Origin of the sequence: Kitasatospora sp. NPDC048286, assembly GCF_043201735.1 — a bacterium.
GTDB lineage: Bacteria > Actinomycetota > Actinomycetes > Streptomycetales > Streptomycetaceae > Kitasatospora.
Window position 1 is genome coordinate 1 of record NZ_JBICZE010000031.1, and the last position, 17,996, is coordinate 17,996.

Consider the following 17,996-nt stretch of genomic DNA (forward strand, 5'->3'; position numbering starts at 1 on the left):
GTGGAGCGGATGATGCGGGACGCGAAGATCACGCAGATCTACGAGGGGACCAACCAGGTCCAGCGGATCGTGATGGCCCGCAACCTCCCGTAACCGTCCCTGACCTGCTCCTACGGCCCCCGACCGCCCGTCCGCGGTCGGGGGCCGTATGTCGTCCGGCATCGAACCGTCCTGGACGCGGCGCCCGTGCCGGTGTCATAAATGATCGTCAATTCATGGGCAGCACACGACGATTGCGAGTGATCGACGATCATGGGCAGCACTCCCGAGCAGGACCCCGCCGGCAAGGTCTGGCTGATCACCGGCGCCAACTCCGGCTTCGGCCGGGCGATCGCGAAGGTCGCGCTGGCGGCCGGCGACACCGTCGTGGCGGCCGTCCGGCGCCCCGAGACGCTGGAGGTGGCGGCCACCCGGCACCCCGGCAAGCTGTTCCCGGTCCGGCTGGACGTCACCGACCAGGAGCGGATCCCGGTCGTCGTCGAGGAGACCGTCCGGCGGCACGGCCGGATCGACGTCCTGGTGAACAACGCCGGGCGCGGGCTGATCGGCGCCGTAGAGGAGTCCACCGACCGCGAGCTGCGGGACCTGATGGAGCTGCACTTCTTCGGCCCGGCCGCCCTCACCCGGGCCGTGCTGCCGCACCTGCGGGCCCAGGGCTCGGGCGCGGTGGTGCAGATGAGCAGCATGGGCGGCCGCTTCAGCTTCCCCGGCGTGGGCGCCTACTCGGCCACCAAGTTCGCCCTGGAGGGGCTGTCCGAGGCGCTGGCCAAGGAGGTGGCCGGCTTCGGGGTCAAGGTGCTGATCGTCGAGCCCGGCGCGTTCCGCACCGGCTTCGCGGGCGGCGACGCGCTCGCCCACTCCACCCCGATCGAGGCGTACGACCCGATCGTCGGCCCGGTCCGCAGCGGGCTGCCGGACTCCGACGGCAAGCAGGCCGGGGATCCGGTGAAGGCCGCCGAGGCGATCCTGGCCGCGCTGGCCGCCGAGCGGACCCCGCTGCGGCTCGCGCTCGGCGGCGACGCGGTGGACGGCGTCCTCGGCACCCTCGACGAGGCGCGGCGGGAGACCGAGGCCTGGGCGGAGGTCGGCCGAGGCACCGACTTCCCGGCCGGGCAGTAGCCCCGGGCAGTAGCCCCGCCCGGCGGGGCGCCCGGAAAACCGTGCGACGGCGGGCGGCCGTGATCTCTAGGCTGCCCGCCATGCCGATCATGCCGCCCGCGCTCAGCCTGGCTCCCATCACCCCCGAGAACATCGACGCCGCCCTCGCGCTGCGGGTCCGCCCCGGCCAGGAGGGCCTGGTGGCGCCGGTGGTGAAGTCGCTGGCCGAGGCGTACGCGTACGGGGAGACGGCCTGGCCCCGGCTGATCCTGGACGGCGGGCGGCCGGTCGGCTTCGTGATGGCCTTCTTCGACATCACCTTCCACCCGGACCGCCCCGGCGACCTCCCCCGCTCCGGCCTGTGGCGGCTGCTGGTCGACGCCGAGCGGCAGCGCGGCGGCTACGGCCGTTTCGCCGTCGAGCAGGTCTGCGCGGAGATCCGCCGCCGCGGCGGCACCCGGGCGACGGTCACCTACCACCCCGGTCCGGACGGCCCGGCGGAGTTCTACGCCCGCCTCGGCTTCCGTCCGACCGGGGAGACCAGCGGCGACCAGGCCGTCGCCGAGCGGGACCTCCCGCCGCTCGGCTGAGGGCTCCTACGCGGCCTCGGAGGGGGCCGCCGGCTGCGCGGAGGCGGTCGGCGGCCTCCCGGCGGCGGTCGCGATCACCTCGTCCAGCACCTCGCGGGAGCGCATCAGGTCGTTGATCGTCCGGTCGATCCGTTCGCGCTGCGCGGTGAGCTCCTCGACCAGCAGCGGGGTGGCGATCTCGTTCGGGCCGCCGTCGGAGTCCCGCATGCAGGGGAGGATCTTGTAGATGGTCCGGCTGTGCAGTCCGGCCGCGAACAGCTCCTGGATGTGCACCACCCGGTCGACGGCGGCCTCCGGGTACTCCCGGTGCCCGCCCTCGGTGCGGCGGGCGGCCAGCAGGCCCTGTTGCTCGTAGTAGCGCAGCGAGCGCTCGCTCACACCCGTCCGCCGGGCCAGTTCACCGATCCGCATGCCGTCCACCCCGCCGCCCCGGTCGCCGTGCCGCGCCAAGTCCTGGATCCGGCAACGATGTTAACCTCCGCGGCGCCGGCCCGGTGGGGCGCGGGAGCCGGACCGCGCGACCGGGTGGCGCGGCCGCGCGCGGCCCCGCCCGGCCGGGGGTGCCGAGCGCCGATCAGGTGATCGTGCCATCATCGCCTGCATGTCTTCCAACGTTTTCTTCGACATCACGATCAACGACAAGCCGGCCGGCCGGATCGTCTTCAAGCTGTTCGACGAGGTCGTCCCCAAGACCGCCAAGAACTTCCGCGAGCTGGCCACCGGCCAGCACGGCTTCGGCTACGAGGGCTCCGGCTTCCACCGCGTGATCCCGGCCTTCATGCTCCAGGGCGGTGACTTCACCAACCACAACGGCACCGGCGGCAAGAGCATCTACGGCGAGAAGTTCGCGGACGAGAACTTCCAGCTCAAGCACGACCGCCCGGGCCTGCTGTCGATGGCCAACGCCGGCCGCAACACCAACGGCTCGCAGTTCTTCGTCACCACCATCGTCACCGACTGGCTGGACGGCAAGCACGTCGTCTTCGGCGAGGTCGTCGAGGGCATGGACCTGGTCAAGAAGATCGAGGGCCTCGGCTCGCAGAGCGGCCGCACCTCGGCCAAGATCACCATCGCCAAGTCCGGCGTGGTCGGCGACGTCAAGTAACGACCGCCGCCACCTGGCACGCACCGCCCCGGAGCGGGGCGTCGGAGAGTTCCGGCGCCCCGCTCCGGGGCGGTTTCGTATCCGTCCGGGTGTCCGGTCGCGCACCCGGTCCGATGCCCGCCGGTGCGGCCGGTCGCGGTGCGGCGGGCAGGGTAGCCCGGAGCGCCGCGCTCCGGGCCGGAACCGGGCAATCGGGTGGCCGTCCTCGGCCGGGGCCCTACGCTCGATTCGGACGCGGCCCCATCCGCGGCCGAACTCGACTCAGCGGCAAGGTGGTTGACCGATGATGGAGCAGGGCGCCGACGACGGCGAGGTGACCTACGAACAGGTGACGGTGGTCTCCCTGGTCGGCTGCGATCCGGTCGGCCCGGCGCGGTTCGCCGTCCGGGTCGTCCGCGAGGGCATGACCGTCAAGCGGGTGGCGGGCTACTGGGTGCGCTGGGACGAGCGGTGGGGCCCGGAGGAGGTCCGCCACCATTCCCGCTGGGTCGCGGACGAGGAGTACGTGCACCCGGACACCGGCAGCCTGGACGGCACCCTCGCGGTCATGGTCGCCGCGTACTGGACGGACCCGGCGGGCGCCCTCCCGCGCCGCCCGGGCACCGAGACCGTGGTGACCTTCCGGCCGGGCGAGACCGAGCACGAACTGGTGCTGGAGCAGCCGGCCCCGACCGCCCAGGTGACCGCCCCGCTCCGCCCGGCCGCGCTGTCGGTGCAGCTGACCCACGCGAGGTGGCTGAGCGGCGACGGGCAGCCGATCCACTACGGCTTCGCGGGCGCCACCGAGGCGGCCGGCGGCGAGGGGGAGTGGCTGGTCCGCTTCCCGGAGTGCGGCACCGGTCTGCTGCCGTTCGTCTGATCGGGTCCGCTCGGGAGGGGTCCGCCCGTCCGGGAGTGGGTCCGTCCGGGAGGGTGCCGGCCCGCTCAGGAGTGGCTCGGGGCGGGCTGGGCCGGCATCGGCGACGGCCCCCAGTCGCCCGCCCGCATCCCCACCTTCCGGGCCGGTGCGCCGGCCCAGATCTCCCCGGGCCCGGTCGAGCGGGTGAGTACCGCGTTGGCCCCGACGACGGTGCCCGCGCCGACGGTCAGCACGCCCTGTTTGCACACCACCTTGGCGCCCGCGCACAGCACCGCCCCGTCCTCGACCACCACCCGCCGCATCGCGCTCTCCTCCTGCGGCACCCACGGGTCGGCCCGGCCGATGGTCACGCCGTTGTAGAGCGTCACGCCGGCGCCGAGGGTGGTGTACGGGTGCAGCACGGTGCCGAAGCCGCGGTGGTAGACGAGCAGCCCGGGCCCGATCTCGCAGGCGGCGGGCACCTCCATCCCGTAGAGCGCGAGCGCCTCCTGGACCAGGCGGCCCAGGAGGCGGTGGCGACGGTGGCGGATCAGCGCGGTGACGAGTGACATCCACCCATTGTGGTGGCTCGGTCACACGAGGTGGCCGACTACTTGAACTCCGGCACCGCGGTGTCGTTCTTGAAGGCGTCGAAGAGCTGCTTGGACTTGTTGGTGTCCCACAGCACGGCGGACTCGCCGGTCTTGGTCCGGAAGTCCGGGTTGCCGATCGGCACGGTCAGCGACTTGCCGTCGCCGCCGTTGACGTCCTTCATGGCGAGGAAGAGCGAGCCGAGGTCGGTCAGCCCGCAGTCCTCGTCGACGATCAGGGTGCCGAGCGCCGAGTCGACCAGCGGGTAGAAGGTGAACGGGTTCATCAGGTTGCCGGGCGAGGCGGCCTGGTGGGCCAGGGCACCGAGGAACTTCTGCTGGTTGCGCATCCGGCCGAGGTCCTGGTCGGCCATCTGGTGGCGCTGGCGGACGAAGGCCAGGGCCTGCTTGCCGCTGAGGGTCTGGTCGCCGGCCTTCAGGTCGAGGCCGGAGTCCTTGTCCTTGACGTCCTGGTCGATGTGCATCTCGACGCCGCCGATCGAGTCGACGATGCCGACGAAGCCGCCGAAGCCGATCTCGGCGTAGTGGTCGATCCGCAGGCCGGTGGTCTGCTCGACGGTCTGGACCAGCAGCCGGCCGCCGCCGTTGCCGAAGGCCGAGTTGATCTTCGCGGTGGTGCCCTTGACCGGCTTGCCGTTGCTGCCGGGGTGCTCGGGGATCGGCACCCAGGAGTCGCGCGGGATGCTCATCAGGGTGTTCCCGTTGTCCCCGACGTGCAGGATCATCATCGAGTCGCTGCGCTTGCCCTCGGTGTCGTGGCCGGTGTGCAGGTCGTCCTGCTCGGCGTCGGTGAGGCCCTGGCGGCTGTCGGAGCCGACGATCAGCCAGTTGGTGCCCTTGCCCGCGGCCGGGCGGCCGGGGTAGTCGGCGAGCACGTTCTCGTGGTTGAGCTTGGAGTCCGCCCAGAACCAGGTGGAGACGGCGGTCACCATGACGGCGATCAGCAGGCCGAAGACCGACCACTTCACGATCCGCCGCCGCGGCCAGCGCCGGGCCTGGGCGCCGGACGGGCGGCTGCCGCCGGGCCCGCCCGGACCGCCGGGACGACCGGCACCGCCCGGACCGCCGGGACCGGGGCGACCCGGACCACCGGAACCATCGGGACCGCCGGGACCGCCGTGGCCTCCGGGCCCGCCCGGACGGCCACCGGGGGCGCCGGCCCCCTGCGGCGGGACCCCGCCGAGTCGGGACGGCCCGGGCTGCCCCGGCTGTCGCGGCGCGGCCGCCCCGGGCCCGCGCGGGTTCAGCGAGGGCGGCAGCGGCCGTTCGCCGGCGCCGCGTCCGCCGTTGCCGCCGTACGGGTTCCCGCCGCCCCCCGGGCGGCCCTCCTGCCACGTGTTCATGCCGACGAGGATGCCCGACCCAGGTCGGGCTGACTCCCCCCGGGGGGTCCGCCAGGCCTCTTGTAGCAGTTTTGATGCACGTACCGGATCGTTCCGCCGTAACGTCCGGACACCCGGCGTTCCGGCTGCTGAAACGTTTCTTGACCGGCTCGAACACGGCGTGTTTGCATTCCTGGCATGGATCAGCGTTGGGCACTCACGCGTCGGCGGCACGTCGACCTGCGGCGCGGTGTGGCCTGTTCGCTCTGTCGCGGCTGACGCGCGCCCCGCTGTAACGATCCGCGCGCCCGCCTTCCCCGCGCGCCCGCGTCTCCCGTACGTCCGCGTTCCCCGCACGTCCGCCGACGTAGCGGCCCCGGTGCCGCCCCGGCACCGCTTCTCCCGGTCCCGGCCCCGCCGCAGCGCGGTCCCCACCGCACCACGCCCTGCCGCCCCGCGCCGCCCCGCTTCCAGCCAGAGGTGAACCCATGGCCGTCGTCCTGTCCGTTTCCGGCTCCCCGTCCGCCACCTCCCGCACCACCCGCCTGCTGCGCCACGTCGACGCGCGGCTGGCGGAGCGCGGCCACCGGGTCGTCCCCTTCGAGGCCCGCAGCCTGCCCGCGCACGCGCTGCTGTCGGGCGACTTCGACCACCCCGACATCGTCGCCGTCACCGAGCTGTTCGCCCGCGCCGACGGCGTCGTCATCGGCACCCCCGTCTACAAGGCCGCCTACTCGGGCCTGCTGAAGGCCCTGCTGGACGTGCTCCCGCAGTACGCGCTGGCCGGCAAGGCCGTCCTGCCGCTCGCCACCGGCGGCTCGCCCGCGCACGTCCTCGCGGTGGACTACGCGCTGCGTCCGGTGCTCAGCTCGATGGGCGCCGACCACATCACCCAGGGCTGGTTCGTGCTCGACCGCCACATCACCGCCCGGGAGGACGGCACGACCCTGGTGGAGCGCGAGACCGAGGTGCTGCTGGCCCCGGTCGTGGCGGGCTTCGCCGCGGCCCTGGAGCGGCTGGCCGCACCCGCGCTGGCGGGCTGACGCCCCGTCGCCGCGGCCCGTACGGGGCGTCCCCGAGACGGGCCGCGGCGACCCCTAGGGGGATGCGCTCCGGGGCCCGTAGAACCTTGGTTGAGAGGGGTCATTCCGGCGGATGACGAGCCGTCCGCCGCCGACTCCTAACGTGGTTCTCACATCCCCGCCCGTCAGGAAGCGGCCCGGCCATGCCGGGTCCGGTGGCCGGCTCCACCGGGAGGGTGGTGCCAACTCCAGGTCGAGGACTACCGCCTGCGCCATGTCGCGCGGCGGGCGGGCCCGCGAGGCTGGGGGCCAACGGGTGAGCGCATCTTCTGAGGAGACTCCAGTGACGACGGCACCAGCAGCCGTGTACGACCCCCAGCTTCCCGGCGGAGCGTCCGCCGTCGCCGCGTCGGCCCGTCAGGTCACCAAGGCGTACGGCTCGGGCGAGACCAGGGTGACCGCGCTCGACGCGGTCGACGTCGACATCCAGCGCGGCCGGTTCACCGCGATCATGGGCCCCTCGGGCTCCGGCAAGTCCACCCTGATGCACTGCCTGGCGGGCCTGGACACGGTCAGCACGGGGCGGATCTGGATCGGCGACACCGAGATCACCGGCCTCAGGGACAAGCAGCTCACCAGGCTCCGGCGCGACAAGATCGGCTTCATCTTCCAGGCGTTCAACCTGCTCCCGACCCTGAACGCGCTGGAGAACATCACGCTCCCGATGGACATCGCCGGACGCAGACCCGACCGGGCCTGGCTGGACCAGGTGGTGGAGACGGTCGGCCTGTCCGGCCGGCTCAAGCACCGCCCGACCCAGCTCTCCGGCGGCCAGCAGCAGCGCGTCGCGGTGGCCCGGGCGCTGGCCGCCCGCCCCGAGATCATCTTCGGCGACGAGCCCACCGGGAACCTGGACTCCCGCTCCGGCGCCGAGGTGCTGACCTTCCTGCGCCGCTCGGTGGACGAGCTGGGCCAGACCATCGTGATGGTCACCCACGACCCGGTCGCCGCCGGCTACGCGGACCGCGTGCTCTTCCTCGCCGACGGCGTGATCGTGGACGAGATGTACGCGCCCACCGCCGACTCCGTCCTCGAACGCATGCGCCGTTTCGACGGCAAGCGCACCAGCTGAGCGGCGGGGCGACACCATCATGCTGCTCAAGACCTCACTGCGGAGCTTCTTCGCCCACAAGGGCCGGATGGCGCTCTCGCTCGTCGCCGTCGTGCTGTCGGTGGCCTTCGTCTCCGGCACCCTGGTCTTCTCCAACACGGCCACCGGCACCTTCGACAAGCTCTTCGCCGCGACCGCCTCCGACATCTCGGTCCAGCCGCCCAAGCCCTCCGACGACGAGATGCAGGCCGCCGTCAAGCCGCCGACCGTCCCGGTCGCGCTGGAACAGCGGGTCGCCGGGCTGCCTGGGGTGAAGCGCGCGGTCGGCCAGGTCCTGGTCGAGAACGCCGTGCTGATCAACCCGGCCACCAACAAGCTGGTCGGCCCGACCACCGGCGCGCCCACCCTGCTCGGCAACTGGATCGACACCCCGAGCAACCCGGTGAAGATCACCTCGGGCCGCACCCCGAGCGGCCCGACCGAGCTGGTGCTGGACGCGGACACCGCGAAGAAGGCCAAGCTCGGCCTCGGCGCCACCCTCAGGGTCGAGAACCCGCTCGGCCGGCAGGACTTCACCATCGTCGGCATCGCCACCTTCACCACCACCAACCCGGGCGCGGCGCTCGGCTTCCTGGACACCCCGACCGCCCAGCGCACGCTGCTCGGCGAGCAGGCCTTCACCACCGTCGAGGCGTACGGTGACGGCAGCCGCGGCGACGACCGGCTCAAGGCGGACGCGCTGGCCGGGCTCGGCTCCGGCTACCAGGTGAAGACGGCGGCCGAGCAGAAGGCCGACCGCAGCGAGCAGGTCGGCAAGGGCCTCGGCTTCATGAAGTACGCGATGCTCGGCTTCGCCTTCGTCTCGGCGATCGTCGGCGCCTTCCTGATCGTCAACACCTTCTCGATGCTGGTCGCCCAGCGCACCCGGGAGATCGGCCTGCTGCGCGCCATCGGCGGCAGCCGGCGGCAGGTCAACCGCTCGGTGCTGGTCGAGGCGCTGATCCTGGGCGTGCTCGGCTCGACCCTCGGGGTCGCGGCCGGCCTGGGCGTGGCGGTCGGCCTGATCAAGCTGATGACCGCGATCGGCATGGACCTCGAGGCGGCCGACCTGCAGATCGGGCCGGACGTGTTCGTCGCGGGGTACGCGCTGGGCATCGTGGTCACCCTGGCCGCGGCCTGGCTCCCGGCCCGCCGGGCGAGCCGGATCTCGCCGATGGCCGCGCTGCGCGACCACGGCACCCCGGCCGAGTCCCGGGGCAACCTGGTCCGCACCGTCCTCGGCCTGCTGCTGACGGCGGGCGGCGGCGCGGTGCTGGTGCTCGGCGCGGGGGCGGAGAAGGCCGCCACCGGCGGCCGGTACCTGGGCCTCGGTGTGGTGCTCACCCTGGTCGGCTTCGTGGTGCTCGGCCCGCTGCTGGCCTCGGCCGTCGTCCGGGTGCTCGGCGCGCTGCTGCCGGCGCTGTTCGGCCCGTCCGGCCGGCTCGCCCAGCGCAACGCGATGCGCAACCCGCGCCGCACCGGCGCCACCGCCGCCGCGCTGATGATCGGCCTGGCGCTGGTGATCGCCTCCGCGGTGTTCAGCTCCTCGGCCGTCACCTCGACCAGCGCGCAGATCGACAAGTCGGTGGGCGCGGACTACATCGTCTCCGGCGGCCGCACCGCGATCACCCCCGAGATGATGGACGCGGTCAAGCGGACCCAGGGCATCGACCACATCACCATCCAGCGGTCCTTCTTCTCCGCGAAGGTCCGGCTGTCGGACGGGCAGCAGGCGAAGACCCAGCTCAGCGCCGTGCCGCCGGCCTTCTTCGGCACCGACTTCCGGCCGACCGTCGACTCCGGCGCGGTGGACTCGCTCCAGCGCGGCTCGCTGGCGATCGGCGCCGCCTTCGCCAAGGACCACGGCCTGAAGGTCGGCGACCAGGTCACCGTCGACTACGGCCAGGGCCGTACCCAGGCGCTGCCGGTCGGCGCGGTCCTCGGCAAGGGCGAACTGTTCGGCGACGGCTCCTTCGTGGCCATGGACACCATGGAGAAGGCCGTCCCGGCCGCCGAGCAGCCGCCGGTGCGGACCTTCTTCGCCAAGGCCTCCTCCGGCGCCGACGTCGAGAAGACGCTCACCGCGCTGGAGGACGGGCTCAAGGAGTACCCGCAGCTGACCATCAAGGACCGGGCCGGCTACAAGGAGCTCGCCCAGTCCCAGATCAACACCCTGCTGTACCTGATCTACGGGCTGGTCGCGCTGTCCATCACGGTCGCGGTGCTCGGTGTGGTCAACACCCTGGCGCTGTCGGTGGTCGAGCGGACCCGTGAGATCGGCCTGCTGCGGGCGATCGGGCTCTCCCGCCGCCAGCTGCGCCGGATGATCCGGCTGGAGTCCGTGGTGATCGCGGTGTTCGGCGCGGTCCTCGGCACCGGGCTGGGCCTCGCCTGGGGCGTCACCGCCCAGCGGGTGCTGCGGGACCAGGGCCTCGGGACGCTCTCCGTCCCGACCGCCACGGTGGCGATCACGCTGGTCGCCTCGGTGCTGATCGGCCTGTTCGCCGCCCTCGTCCCGGCCTTCCGGGCCGGACGGATGAACGTCCTCGCGGCCATCGCGACGGACTGACCCGGCGCCGGCGGGCGCCGGGTCCGGAGCACGGGGGAAACGGGGCGGTCCCACGGGGGAACGGGGGACGGGGACGCCCACGGGGGAAACGGGGGCACGGGGGATCGGGGCCGGGTGCGCGACAGCACCCGGCCCCGGTGCCGTTCCTCGCCCCCGTCCTCGCCCCCGCAGGGCGGCTCCGCCCGAGCGGCGTCCGCTCTCCGGAGTGCTGAGATGATCGTCCGATGTTCCCCTCGGACGCCCCGTCCCTCCCCAGTGCCGCGCCCCTCACCGGCGCGGCCGCCGCCCGCTGGCGAGCCGCCCGGACCGCCTGGCGGCTGGACGGCCGCTGGCTCGCGCTGGTGCCGCTCGGGTTCGTGATCCTGGCGAGCGTGGTGGAACCGGACGTGGGCCGGTGCAACGCCCAGAACATCTGCCGGGACACCTGGGGTTCGGGGCTGGCCGCCTGGTCGGCGCTGGCCGAGATCGTCCTGCTGGCCACCAGGGCCAGGATCCGGGTGTTCGTCCCGCCGGTCGTCCTGGCCCTGCTCTGGTACCTCCCGGAGGGTCTGGTCACCCCGCTCGCCCGCTGGTCGGCGGTGCTGGTCCACGTGCTGCTCGCCGCCGTCCTGCTCGGCGCCGAGGCCGGCCGCCGCCGCGCCCGCCAGCAGCTGGACGAGCTGATGGCCCCGCCCGTCCCCTACCCCTGGGCGGCCGCCGGCGCGCCCTCGCCCGTCCACCCGGACGGCCCACCCGTGCTGCGCCGCGCCCTCGGCGTCCTGCTGCTGGTGGTCGCCGCGGCCTTCCCGGTGTACGGCCTCTGGGCGCAGGCCCGGGAGACCGCCGCCGCCGACCTGGCCACCCGGGTGACCGGTACCGTGGACGGGGAGGACCGGGACGGTGTGCTCACCGTCCGCTTCCAGCCGCCCGGCGGCGGCCCCGAGCGCACCGCCGACCTGGACGTCTGGTGGCAGCACCGCCCCCGCTCCGGCGATCCCGTCCCGCTGCTGGTGAACGGCGAGTCGGTGCGCGCCCTCGGCGACGACTACGAGGTCTCCGGCCAGCTGGCCGCCGGCGGCCTGATCGCCCTGCCCGGCCTGGTGCTGCTCGGCTCGGCCGCCGCGGCGAGCGCCCGCCGGAACAGGCCCGCCTTCGTCGGCGCCGCCCCCGCGCTCGCCGTACGGGTGCGCGCCGACGCCCGCGGCGACCTGCTGGTGCTGCCGCTGGACGGCCCGCCGGACGGCCCCGGGCTCTGGCGGCTGGTCGAACGCGACCGCTACCGCTGGGCCCGCGCCGCCGCCCCGGACGGCGAGTCCCCGGCCTGGGTACCCGAGCACCGGGCGACCGAGGACGAGGAGGCCGACTACCCCGACCCGGTCCTCGACCACGACGAGGACGAGGACGAGGAGGAGGACGAGGAGCTGTTCGACCGGGCGACCCCGGCCGAGGCCGCCGAGTGGCTGGCCCGGGCCGGGCGCAGCGTGCCCGCCGTGCTCTACGTCGGCCCCGACGGCCCCGACCACCAGCTCCTCGTCCGCCCCGGCCTGCTGGACGGCGACCCGCACTGGGTGGCGGCCGTGGTCGCCCCCGCCGCCCGGGCCCCGCGCCTCGGCCGGCGCTCCGGGCGCTACCGCGAGCGCGAGCTCGCCGTCGCCGCGCTGACCGCCGAGACGGTCGCCGCCGCCCCCGAACCCGGTCCGGACACCGAGCCACTCGCCGCCCGCCGCTGGGAGATGCCGCTGCCGCTGCGGGCGGCGGCCGGGCCGCTGGCGGCGCTGCTGGTCGCCGCCGCCGTCGTGCTGCTCGACGACGACGGCTGGTGGGAGGGGCTGCTGCGCCCGCTGTGGATCGGCTCGCTGGCGATCCTCGCCTGCGCCCAGGCGCTCTCCTGGCAGCTGGTGGCCGACCGCGACGGTCTGCGGGTGGCCACCGCGCTGCGCACCCGCGGCTACCGGTGGTCGGAGATCACCGCGGCGGCGGTGCACCGGGACCTGCTCACCATCCGGGTGCGCGGCGGCCGGGAGTTCTCCTTCTTCAACCGCCCGACGGTCTGGCTGGCCGCGCTCTTCGGCGGCCGGTACGACCCGGCGGCGCTGGCCAGGACCGTCGCCACCGCCGCCCACCGCCCCGACCTGCGCCCGGCGCAGGCCCTGCCGGACCGCCTCGGCGGCCCCCAGCACCTGGTCAACCGGCTCGCGCTGACCGGTTACGCGGTGTTCACCGTCGCCCACTACGCACTCTGAACCCGCCCCGGACCGACACCGGATCCACACCGCTTCCGGCCCGCCTCCGAGGGGGAGTACGGTGTTCTTGATCACAGCGCCCGTGTCGCGCCGCGAGGCGTCCCGGAAGGCCCTGACCGGGACAAGACGGGGACGTGTCCGCACCGGTACGGTTGGCCCCGATGAACACCAAGGCTGCTGAGGAGCTGCCGGCTGTTTCCGTGATCATGCCGGTGCTCAACGAGGAACGTCACCTGCGCACGGCGGTCCGCCGCATCCTGGACCAGGAGTACCCCGGGCCGATGGAGGTGGTGATCGCCCTGGGGCCGTCCACCGACCGCACCGCGGAGATCGCGGCCGAGCTGGTGGCGGAGGACCCGCGGGTGCGGACGGTGGCGAACCCCACCGGCCGGACGCCGGCCGGGCTGAACGCCGCGATCCGGGGCTCCCGGCACCCGATAGTCGTGCGCGTGGACGGTCACGGCCTGCTCACGCCGGGCTACATCACCACGGCGGTCCGACTGCTCGGCGAGATGGACGCGGCCAACGTCGGCGGCATCATGCACGCCGAGGGCGAGACCGAGTGGGAGCACGCGGTCGCCGCCGCGATGACCTCCAAGATCGGCGTCGGGAACGCGGCCTTCCACACCGGCGGCCTGGCCGGCCCGGCGGACACCGTCTACCTCGGGGTGTTCCGGCGCGAGGTGCTGGAGAAGCTCGGCGGCTACAACGAGGAGTTCATCCGCGCCCAGGACTGGGAGCTGAACTACCGGATCCGCCAGGACGGCGGACTGGTCTGGTTCACCCCGCAGCTCAAGGTGACGTACCGGCCCCGCCCCTCGGTGCGGGCGCTGGCCAAGCAGTACAAGGACTACGGCCGCTGGCGCCGGGTGGTCACCCGCTACCACCGCGGCTCGGTCAACATGCGCTACCTCGCCCCGCCGGCCGCGCTGGCCGCGGTCGTCCTCGGGGTGGCGCTCGGCGCCGCCGTCCACCCGGCCTTCCTCGCGGTGCCCGGCGCCTACCTGCTGGGCATCCTCGGCGGTGCGGCGGTCGAGGGCCGCGGCCTGTCGTTCAAGGCCAAGGCGCTGCTGCCGGTGGCCCTCGCGACCATGCACCTCAGCTGGGGCTTCGGCTTCCTGACCTCGCCGCGCTCGCTGGCCCGCAGAGTGATCGCCAGCGTCGGCCCGTCCGCCAAGGACGTGCTCTCGAAGGCCGGCTGACCCGCACACCGCCGACCCGCACACCCGCTGATTCGTTTCGCCACCCGCTCGTGACCGGCGTCGGCCCCGCTGCCGCCGGTGCGCAGGGCGGCAGTCGACGGCGGGGTCGGCCGGGGCCGGGACCGAGCCGGGCGCGGACCTCGACGAGCGGGCCGCCGCGGCCGGCGGTGCCCCCGGACCGCCGAGTGGCAGTGCCCCCCGGACCGTGGCCGGCAGTGCCCCCCCCGGACCGCGGAGCGGCAGCCGGAGCAGCACGGAACCCCCGTACTCCGGCGGCTACTTGGCGCAGACGTCGGTGTCGTCCGCCTGCACCCGCTGGAGGTCCTCGGGCGCCTCGGTGGGCACCGCCGCCGGGCCGGTCGGGGCGGCCAGCACGTCCTTGCCGAGCACCAGCAGCAGCCCGCCCTTCGGGTCCGCCTTCTCGGCCGGCCGGACGGCGTCGCCGGGCAGGCCGAGGGCCGCGGCCAGGGCCTGGGCCTCGGCCTCCCGGCCGGACGGGTAGGACACCGTCGTGGTGTCGGCGGGCGGTGCGTCGCTGCCCACCGCGGCCTTGTCGTAGCCCTTCGCCCGGAGCTTCTCCACGGTCGGCCCGGACTGCCCGCGCGTGCCGCTGCCGTTGCGCACCGTCAGCTGGACGAGCTTGGCGGGGAGGGCCGGGGCGGCGGCCGGCGCGGTGGCGGCCGGGGCCTGCGGCGCGGGCGACGCGGCGTCGGTGGCCGGGGCCTCCGCGGCGGGCGGCGCGGCGGTCTCGGTCAGCGAGCGGTCGCCCGCGATCATCGCGAACAGCTGCCCGGCGTCCGGCTGCTTGAGGATCACCCGGTCGCTGTCCTTGGGGTCGTCCAGGACGGGCGCGGTAGTGAAGGTGATGTTCTTGGTGTCCACCTTGCTGATGTCCAGCGCGAGGTCCTTGAGCTTGTCCACGCTGCCGATGCCGGAGTCCACGGTGAGCGCCTTGGTGGCGGCGTCCGCGAGCTTGTAGAGCTTGCTCGGGCTGGTCAGGGTGTCGTCGCTCTTGATCTTGCGGATCATCGAGCTGATGAACTGCTGCTGGAGCGGGATCCGGGTGAGGTCGCCGCCCTGGCCGACCGCGTGCCGGGTGCGGACGAAGGCCAGCGCCTCGTCGCCCTGGACCACGTGCCGGCCCTTGGTCATCTTGAGGTGGGAGCCGGAGTCGTTGATGTCCTTGGCCGCGCAGACCTCGACCCCGCCGACGGCGGTGGAGAGGGTCTTCACCGCCTCGAAGTTGACCTGCACGAAGTGGTCGACCCGGACGCCGGTGGTCTTCTCGACGGTCTTCCAGGTGCAGCCCGCGTCGCGCCCCTCCTGGCCGAGGCTGTTGTTGAACTCGCTCCGGGTCGAGCCCGGGATCTTCTTTCCCTGGGCGTTCTGGCACTCCGGGATCGGCACCATCAGGTCGCGCGGGAGGCTGACCACCGTCGCGTTGGAGCGGTCCTTGGCGATGTGGAACAGCAGCGTGGTGTCGGCGTGCCCGGTGCTGCCCTCGTCGCCGTACTCGCGGCCGAGGCCCTCCCGGCTGTCCGTGCCGATCACCAGGACGTTCAGCGCGTCCCCGGCGGCCGCCGGGCGCTCGGACTCGTCGCCCAGCTGGACCTTGACCGAGGTCAGGTTGTCGTTGAAGTGCCGGTACAGGTAGTACGCCCCACCGCAGCCCGCCACCATCACCAGGGCGCCCGCCCCGGCCGTCCACTTGAGCGCCCGTCGGCGCCGGCTGCGCTTGGCGAGCGCGGCCGCCCGCCGCCGGCTGTCCCGGCGGCCCTCCGTGGTCGGTGCGGTCGATGCGGTCGGTGCGGTGGGTGCCTCGGCGGCCCGGCGGCGCTGCCGGGGGACGCCGGGGGGCGGCTCCACCCGGTACCGTCCGGCTTCCGGTTGCTCCTCGTGCACGGGGTTCCCTACCTTCGACCGGTCACGGCTACGGACCGCCCGCGCGGACAGGCCGATCCGGACACACTAGACGAGCCGAACGGAGGAGTCGTTCCCGGTGTGATCTCCGCCACGTTCCGGCAGTGCGGAGCCAAATACCGCTCGCGGCCGAGCAATTGCGGAAGCGTCCGGATCGGCGGGCGGGCCGGTCCAGGGTGCCGGGCTCAGTGCGGGGCGCAGGCGTCCACGTCGGCGGTGCGTCCCTCGAAGGTGGGTGCGGCGCTCGCCGAGGGTGACGTGTCCGCCAGCGCCGCCGCGTCGGCCGTCGGGGTCGTCCCGGCGCCCGCTCCCTGGCCCGGCGCCAGGGTGGGGCCCGTCCCCGCGGCCGGGCCCGGCGAGGACACGGACGCGGGCGGCCGTACGGCGACCTGCCGGTCGTCCCGCAGCGCCGCGAACAACTGGCCGGTCTGCGGCTGCACGAACTCGTCCCGGTCCGAGTCGTAGTGGTACGGGCGGCGCGGCGCGGTCAGGAAGACCACGTCCGCCGAGGGGACACCGCGCAGGTCCTGGGTGAGGTCGTACAGCGCGCCGAGCGAGGACAGCCCGCCGTCCGCCCGGACGGAGGAGGTGGCGGCGTTCAGCACCGGCCACAGCTTCGCCGGGTTCAGCAGCACGCCCTGCGACTGCGCCTTGCGGATCAGCGAGGCCAGGAACTGCTGCTGGCGGCCCATGCGTTGGGTGTCGCTGCCGTCGCCCAGGCTCTCCCGGACCCGGACGTAGCCGAGCGCCTGCTCGCCGTGCAGGACCTGCCGGCCGGCGGGCAGGTCGAGCCTGGCGTCCTTGTCGTGGATCGGCTGCGGCACGCACACCTCGACCCCGCCGATCGAGTCCACCATCGTCTTGAAGCCGCTGAAGTCGAGGATCACGTAGTGGTCGATCCGGATGCCGCTCAACTGTTCGACCGTGCGGATCGAACAGGCCGGACCGCCCGTCTCGAAGGCCTGGTTGAACTGCATCAGCGCCGGTCGGCTGAGGGTGCCGTCCGGCTTCTCGCAGGCGGGCACGCCGACCATGACGTCGCGCGGGACGGAGACCGCCGTCGCGTGCTTCCGGTCGGCGGCCAGGTGCAGCAGGATCGTGGTGTCCGAGCGCTGGCTGCCGGCCTCGCCGCCGTACGAGCCGTTCGCGCCGGATCGGTCGTCGCTGCCGATCAGCAGGATGTTCTCGGCGCCCCGCGCCCCGGCGGTGCGGCTCGGCCGCTCGGCCTCCAGCTTGGCGAGCAGCCGGTCGGTGGCCGAGTCGGTGCGGATGTTGCCGTCCAGCTTGCGATAGGCGATCCAGAGCAGCGCCCCGGTGGCGACCAGTAGGAACGCGACGGCGCCGGCGGTGATCATCAGCCACCGCCGGCGCTTGCGCGGGCGTTTCGTTCCGGCCGGAGGGGTGTCCGCCGACTGGCCCTCCTGAGCGGGGCCGTTCGTCGGGGGAGTGGCGGTCGGGGGGTGCTCGGTGTCGTCCTCGGCCATGGCAGCGATCCCTACCCGCCAGGCCCGGCCCGGGGGTTAGCCGAGGCGCAGTGTCACCCGTTCGGATTCCGTCCGCTTCTCCCACTGCCCGGCGTCCAGCCCCTGCGAGTTGCGGCACAGCACCACCGAGGCGCCGGCCGCCAGCGGCGCCAGCAGACCGGCCTCCAGACCGGACCAGTCGTCGAAGGACAGGGTTGACAGGACCCGGTCACCGGGCTTCAGGCCGAGCCGGACCGCGCCCTCCCGGGCCAGTGCCACGGTCTGCTCGCCCGTCAGCTTCAGGGGCAGTCCGTCCACCGCGGTCTCCAGGGCCGGCTCGTCCGGGGCGACGGGGGAGTACGGCGCGAAGCGGTCGCCCTGGCCGGGCACCTCGGCGGCGTAGTCGAGGAAGCCGTCCGGACGCTGCGGGAAGCGGCCGCCGAGCGGGCGCAGCGCGAGCGCGACCCGCTCGCCCTCGCACGCGTGGGCGACCTCCAGCCCGTCCGGGCCGCTGACCACCAGGTCGGCGGCGGCAGGGTCGCCGCCAGGCACCGCCGTCACCCCGACGGACCAGCAGGCCAGCAGCCACACGGCGCTCTGCCAGTGGGCGGGCAGCAGCAGCGCCGCCCGGTCGCCGGGACCGGCGTTCAGCTCGTCCTGGAGGAGGTTGGCGGTCTTGGCCACCCAGTTGTCGAAGGTGCGGGCGGACAGCTCCACCCGCTCGCCGGTGGCGTCGTCGTAGAAGGTGACCAGCGGGGCCGCGGGATCGACCGAAGGGGTGCCGCCGCGCAGGAACGCGTGCAGCAGCTCGACGGGGGTGCGGGCATCGGCAGCGAAAGGCGCAGTCATGGTGCGCCCCAGCCTACGGCCTTCGGGTGGGAGGC

16 protein-coding genes are annotated in these 17,996 nt (G+C 74.0%); 10 read left to right on the plus strand and 6 right to left on the minus strand.

The window, feature by feature from the left end:
• The 3 genes from ACGF13_RS39540 to ACGF13_RS39550 form a co-directional block, all read left to right on the plus strand.
• The coding region (locus tag ACGF13_RS39540) for an acyl-CoA dehydrogenase family protein (protein WP_132919430.1) at nt 1–93 on the plus strand (93 nt) is incomplete at its 5' end.
• 159 nt (nt 94–252) lie between these two features.
• Complete coding sequence (locus ACGF13_RS39545; protein WP_392884428.1) at nt 253–1,119, plus strand: oxidoreductase; 867 nt, start codon at nt 253–255, stop codon at nt 1,117–1,119.
• Nucleotides 1,120–1,208: 89 nt separating this feature from the next.
• Nucleotides 1,209–1,688, plus strand: a complete 480-nt coding sequence (locus ACGF13_RS39550; RefSeq protein ID WP_392884477.1) for a GNAT family N-acetyltransferase — start codon at nt 1,209–1,211, stop codon at nt 1,686–1,688.
• Between the two features lie 6 nt (nt 1,689–1,694).
• On the opposite strand, the gene ACGF13_RS39555 is transcribed toward ACGF13_RS39550, so the two are convergent.
• Nucleotides 1,695–2,099, minus strand: coding sequence for a MerR family transcriptional regulator (locus tag ACGF13_RS39555; protein ID WP_392884479.1), 405 nt, complete (start codon nt 2,097–2,099; stop codon nt 1,695–1,697).
• 190 nt (nt 2,100–2,289) lie between these two features.
• Here ACGF13_RS39555 and ACGF13_RS39560 point away from each other — a divergent pair, with 190 nt between their 5' ends.
• Nucleotides 2,290–2,793: a peptidylprolyl isomerase gene (locus ACGF13_RS39560; RefSeq protein ID WP_392884430.1), complete on the plus strand. Its 504-nt coding sequence runs from the start codon at nt 2,290–2,292 to the stop codon at nt 2,791–2,793.
• A 283-nt stretch (nt 2,794–3,076) separates the two neighbouring features.
• A complete protein-coding gene (locus ACGF13_RS39565) occupies nt 3,077–3,652 on the plus strand; it encodes a hypothetical protein (protein ID WP_392884432.1) in 576 nt (191 codons plus the stop codon).
• 65 nt (nt 3,653–3,717) lie between these two features.
• Here the strand turns inward: ACGF13_RS39565 and ACGF13_RS39570 are convergent, their stop codons facing one another.
• A complete protein-coding gene (locus ACGF13_RS39570) occupies nt 3,718–4,203 on the minus strand; it encodes a hypothetical protein (protein ID WP_392884433.1) in 486 nt (161 codons plus the stop codon).
• Between the two features lie 38 nt (nt 4,204–4,241).
• Entirely contained in the window at nt 4,242–5,210 is a 969-nt protein-coding gene (locus ACGF13_RS39575) for an LCP family protein (protein WP_392884434.1), read from the minus strand.
• Between the two features lie 842 nt (nt 5,211–6,052).
• Here ACGF13_RS39575 and ssuE point away from each other — a divergent pair.
• The 5 genes from ssuE (at nt 6,053) to ACGF13_RS39600 (ending at nt 13,729) form a co-directional block, all read left to right on the plus strand.
• Nucleotides 6,053–6,607 (plus strand): NADPH-dependent FMN reductase, encoded by a 555-nt coding sequence (gene ssuE, locus ACGF13_RS39580; protein ID WP_392884436.1) that lies wholly within the window; start codon nt 6,053–6,055, stop codon nt 6,605–6,607.
• 322 nt (nt 6,608–6,929) lie between these two features.
• Nucleotides 6,930–7,718: an ABC transporter ATP-binding protein gene (locus ACGF13_RS39585; RefSeq protein WP_392884437.1), complete on the plus strand. Its 789-nt coding sequence runs from the start codon at nt 6,930–6,932 to the stop codon at nt 7,716–7,718.
• Nucleotides 7,719–7,737: 19 nt separating this feature from the next.
• Nucleotides 7,738–10,305: an ABC transporter permease gene (locus ACGF13_RS39590; RefSeq protein WP_392884439.1), complete on the plus strand. Its 2,568-nt coding sequence runs from the start codon at nt 7,738–7,740 to the stop codon at nt 10,303–10,305.
• 224 nt (nt 10,306–10,529) lie between these two features.
• On the plus strand, nt 10,530–12,527 hold the full coding sequence (locus ACGF13_RS39595; protein ID WP_392884440.1) for a hypothetical protein: 1,998 nt from the start codon (nt 10,530–10,532) through the stop codon (nt 12,525–12,527).
• Between the two features lie 161 nt (nt 12,528–12,688).
• Complete coding sequence (locus tag ACGF13_RS39600; RefSeq protein WP_392884441.1) at nt 12,689–13,729, plus strand: glycosyltransferase family 2 protein; 1,041 nt, start codon at nt 12,689–12,691, stop codon at nt 13,727–13,729.
• A gap of 276 nt (nt 13,730–14,005) precedes the next feature.
• On the opposite strand, the gene ACGF13_RS39605 is transcribed toward ACGF13_RS39600, so the two are convergent.
• The 3 genes from ACGF13_RS39605 to ACGF13_RS39615 form a co-directional block, all read right to left on the minus strand.
• Nucleotides 14,006–15,631, minus strand: a complete 1,626-nt coding sequence (locus tag ACGF13_RS39605; RefSeq protein ID WP_392884442.1) for an LCP family protein — start codon at nt 15,629–15,631, stop codon at nt 14,006–14,008.
• 203 nt (nt 15,632–15,834) lie between these two features.
• The gene (locus tag ACGF13_RS39610) at nt 15,835–17,133 is read right to left on the minus strand and encodes an LCP family protein (RefSeq protein ID WP_392884443.1); all 1,299 of its coding nucleotides are present in this window, start codon (nt 17,131–17,133) and stop codon (nt 15,835–15,837) included.
• 36 nt (nt 17,134–17,169) lie between these two features.
• Nucleotides 17,170–17,961, minus strand: coding sequence for a TIGR03089 family protein (locus tag ACGF13_RS39615; RefSeq protein ID WP_392884445.1), 792 nt, complete (start codon nt 17,959–17,961; stop codon nt 17,170–17,172).
• Between the last annotated feature and the right edge of the window lie 35 nt (nt 17,962–17,996).

Excerpts from the sequence above, each read along its gene's own strand:
- ACGF13_RS39545 (WP_392884428.1), top strand. The coding sequence starts at position 253 with ATGGGCAGCACTCCCGAGCAGGACCCCGCCGGCAAGGTCTGGCTGATC.
- ACGF13_RS39550 (WP_392884477.1), top strand. The coding sequence starts at position 1,209 with ATGCCGCCCGCGCTCAGCCTGGCTCCCATCACCCCCGAGAACATCGAC.
- ACGF13_RS39555 (WP_392884479.1), bottom strand. The coding sequence starts at position 2,099 with ATGCGGATCGGTGAACTGGCCCGGCGGACGGGTGTGAGCGAGCGCTCG.
- ACGF13_RS39560 (WP_392884430.1), top strand. The coding sequence starts at position 2,290 with ATGTCTTCCAACGTTTTCTTCGACATCACGATCAACGACAAGCCGGCC.
- ACGF13_RS39565 (WP_392884432.1), top strand. The coding sequence starts at position 3,077 with ATGATGGAGCAGGGCGCCGACGACGGCGAGGTGACCTACGAACAGGTG.
- ACGF13_RS39570 (WP_392884433.1), bottom strand. The coding sequence starts at position 4,203 with ATGTCACTCGTCACCGCGCTGATCCGCCACCGTCGCCACCGCCTCCTG.
- ssuE (WP_392884436.1), top strand. The coding sequence starts at position 6,053 with ATGGCCGTCGTCCTGTCCGTTTCCGGCTCCCCGTCCGCCACCTCCCGC.
- ACGF13_RS39590 (WP_392884439.1), top strand. The coding sequence starts at position 7,738 with ATGCTGCTCAAGACCTCACTGCGGAGCTTCTTCGCCCACAAGGGCCGG.
- ACGF13_RS39595 (WP_392884440.1), top strand. The coding sequence starts at position 10,530 with ATGTTCCCCTCGGACGCCCCGTCCCTCCCCAGTGCCGCGCCCCTCACC.
- ACGF13_RS39600 (WP_392884441.1), top strand. The coding sequence starts at position 12,689 with ATGAACACCAAGGCTGCTGAGGAGCTGCCGGCTGTTTCCGTGATCATG.
- ACGF13_RS39610 (WP_392884443.1), bottom strand. The coding sequence starts at position 17,133 with ATGGCCGAGGACGACACCGAGCACCCCCCGACCGCCACTCCCCCGACG.
- ACGF13_RS39615 (WP_392884445.1), bottom strand. The coding sequence starts at position 17,961 with ATGACTGCGCCTTTCGCTGCCGATGCCCGCACCCCCGTCGAGCTGCTG.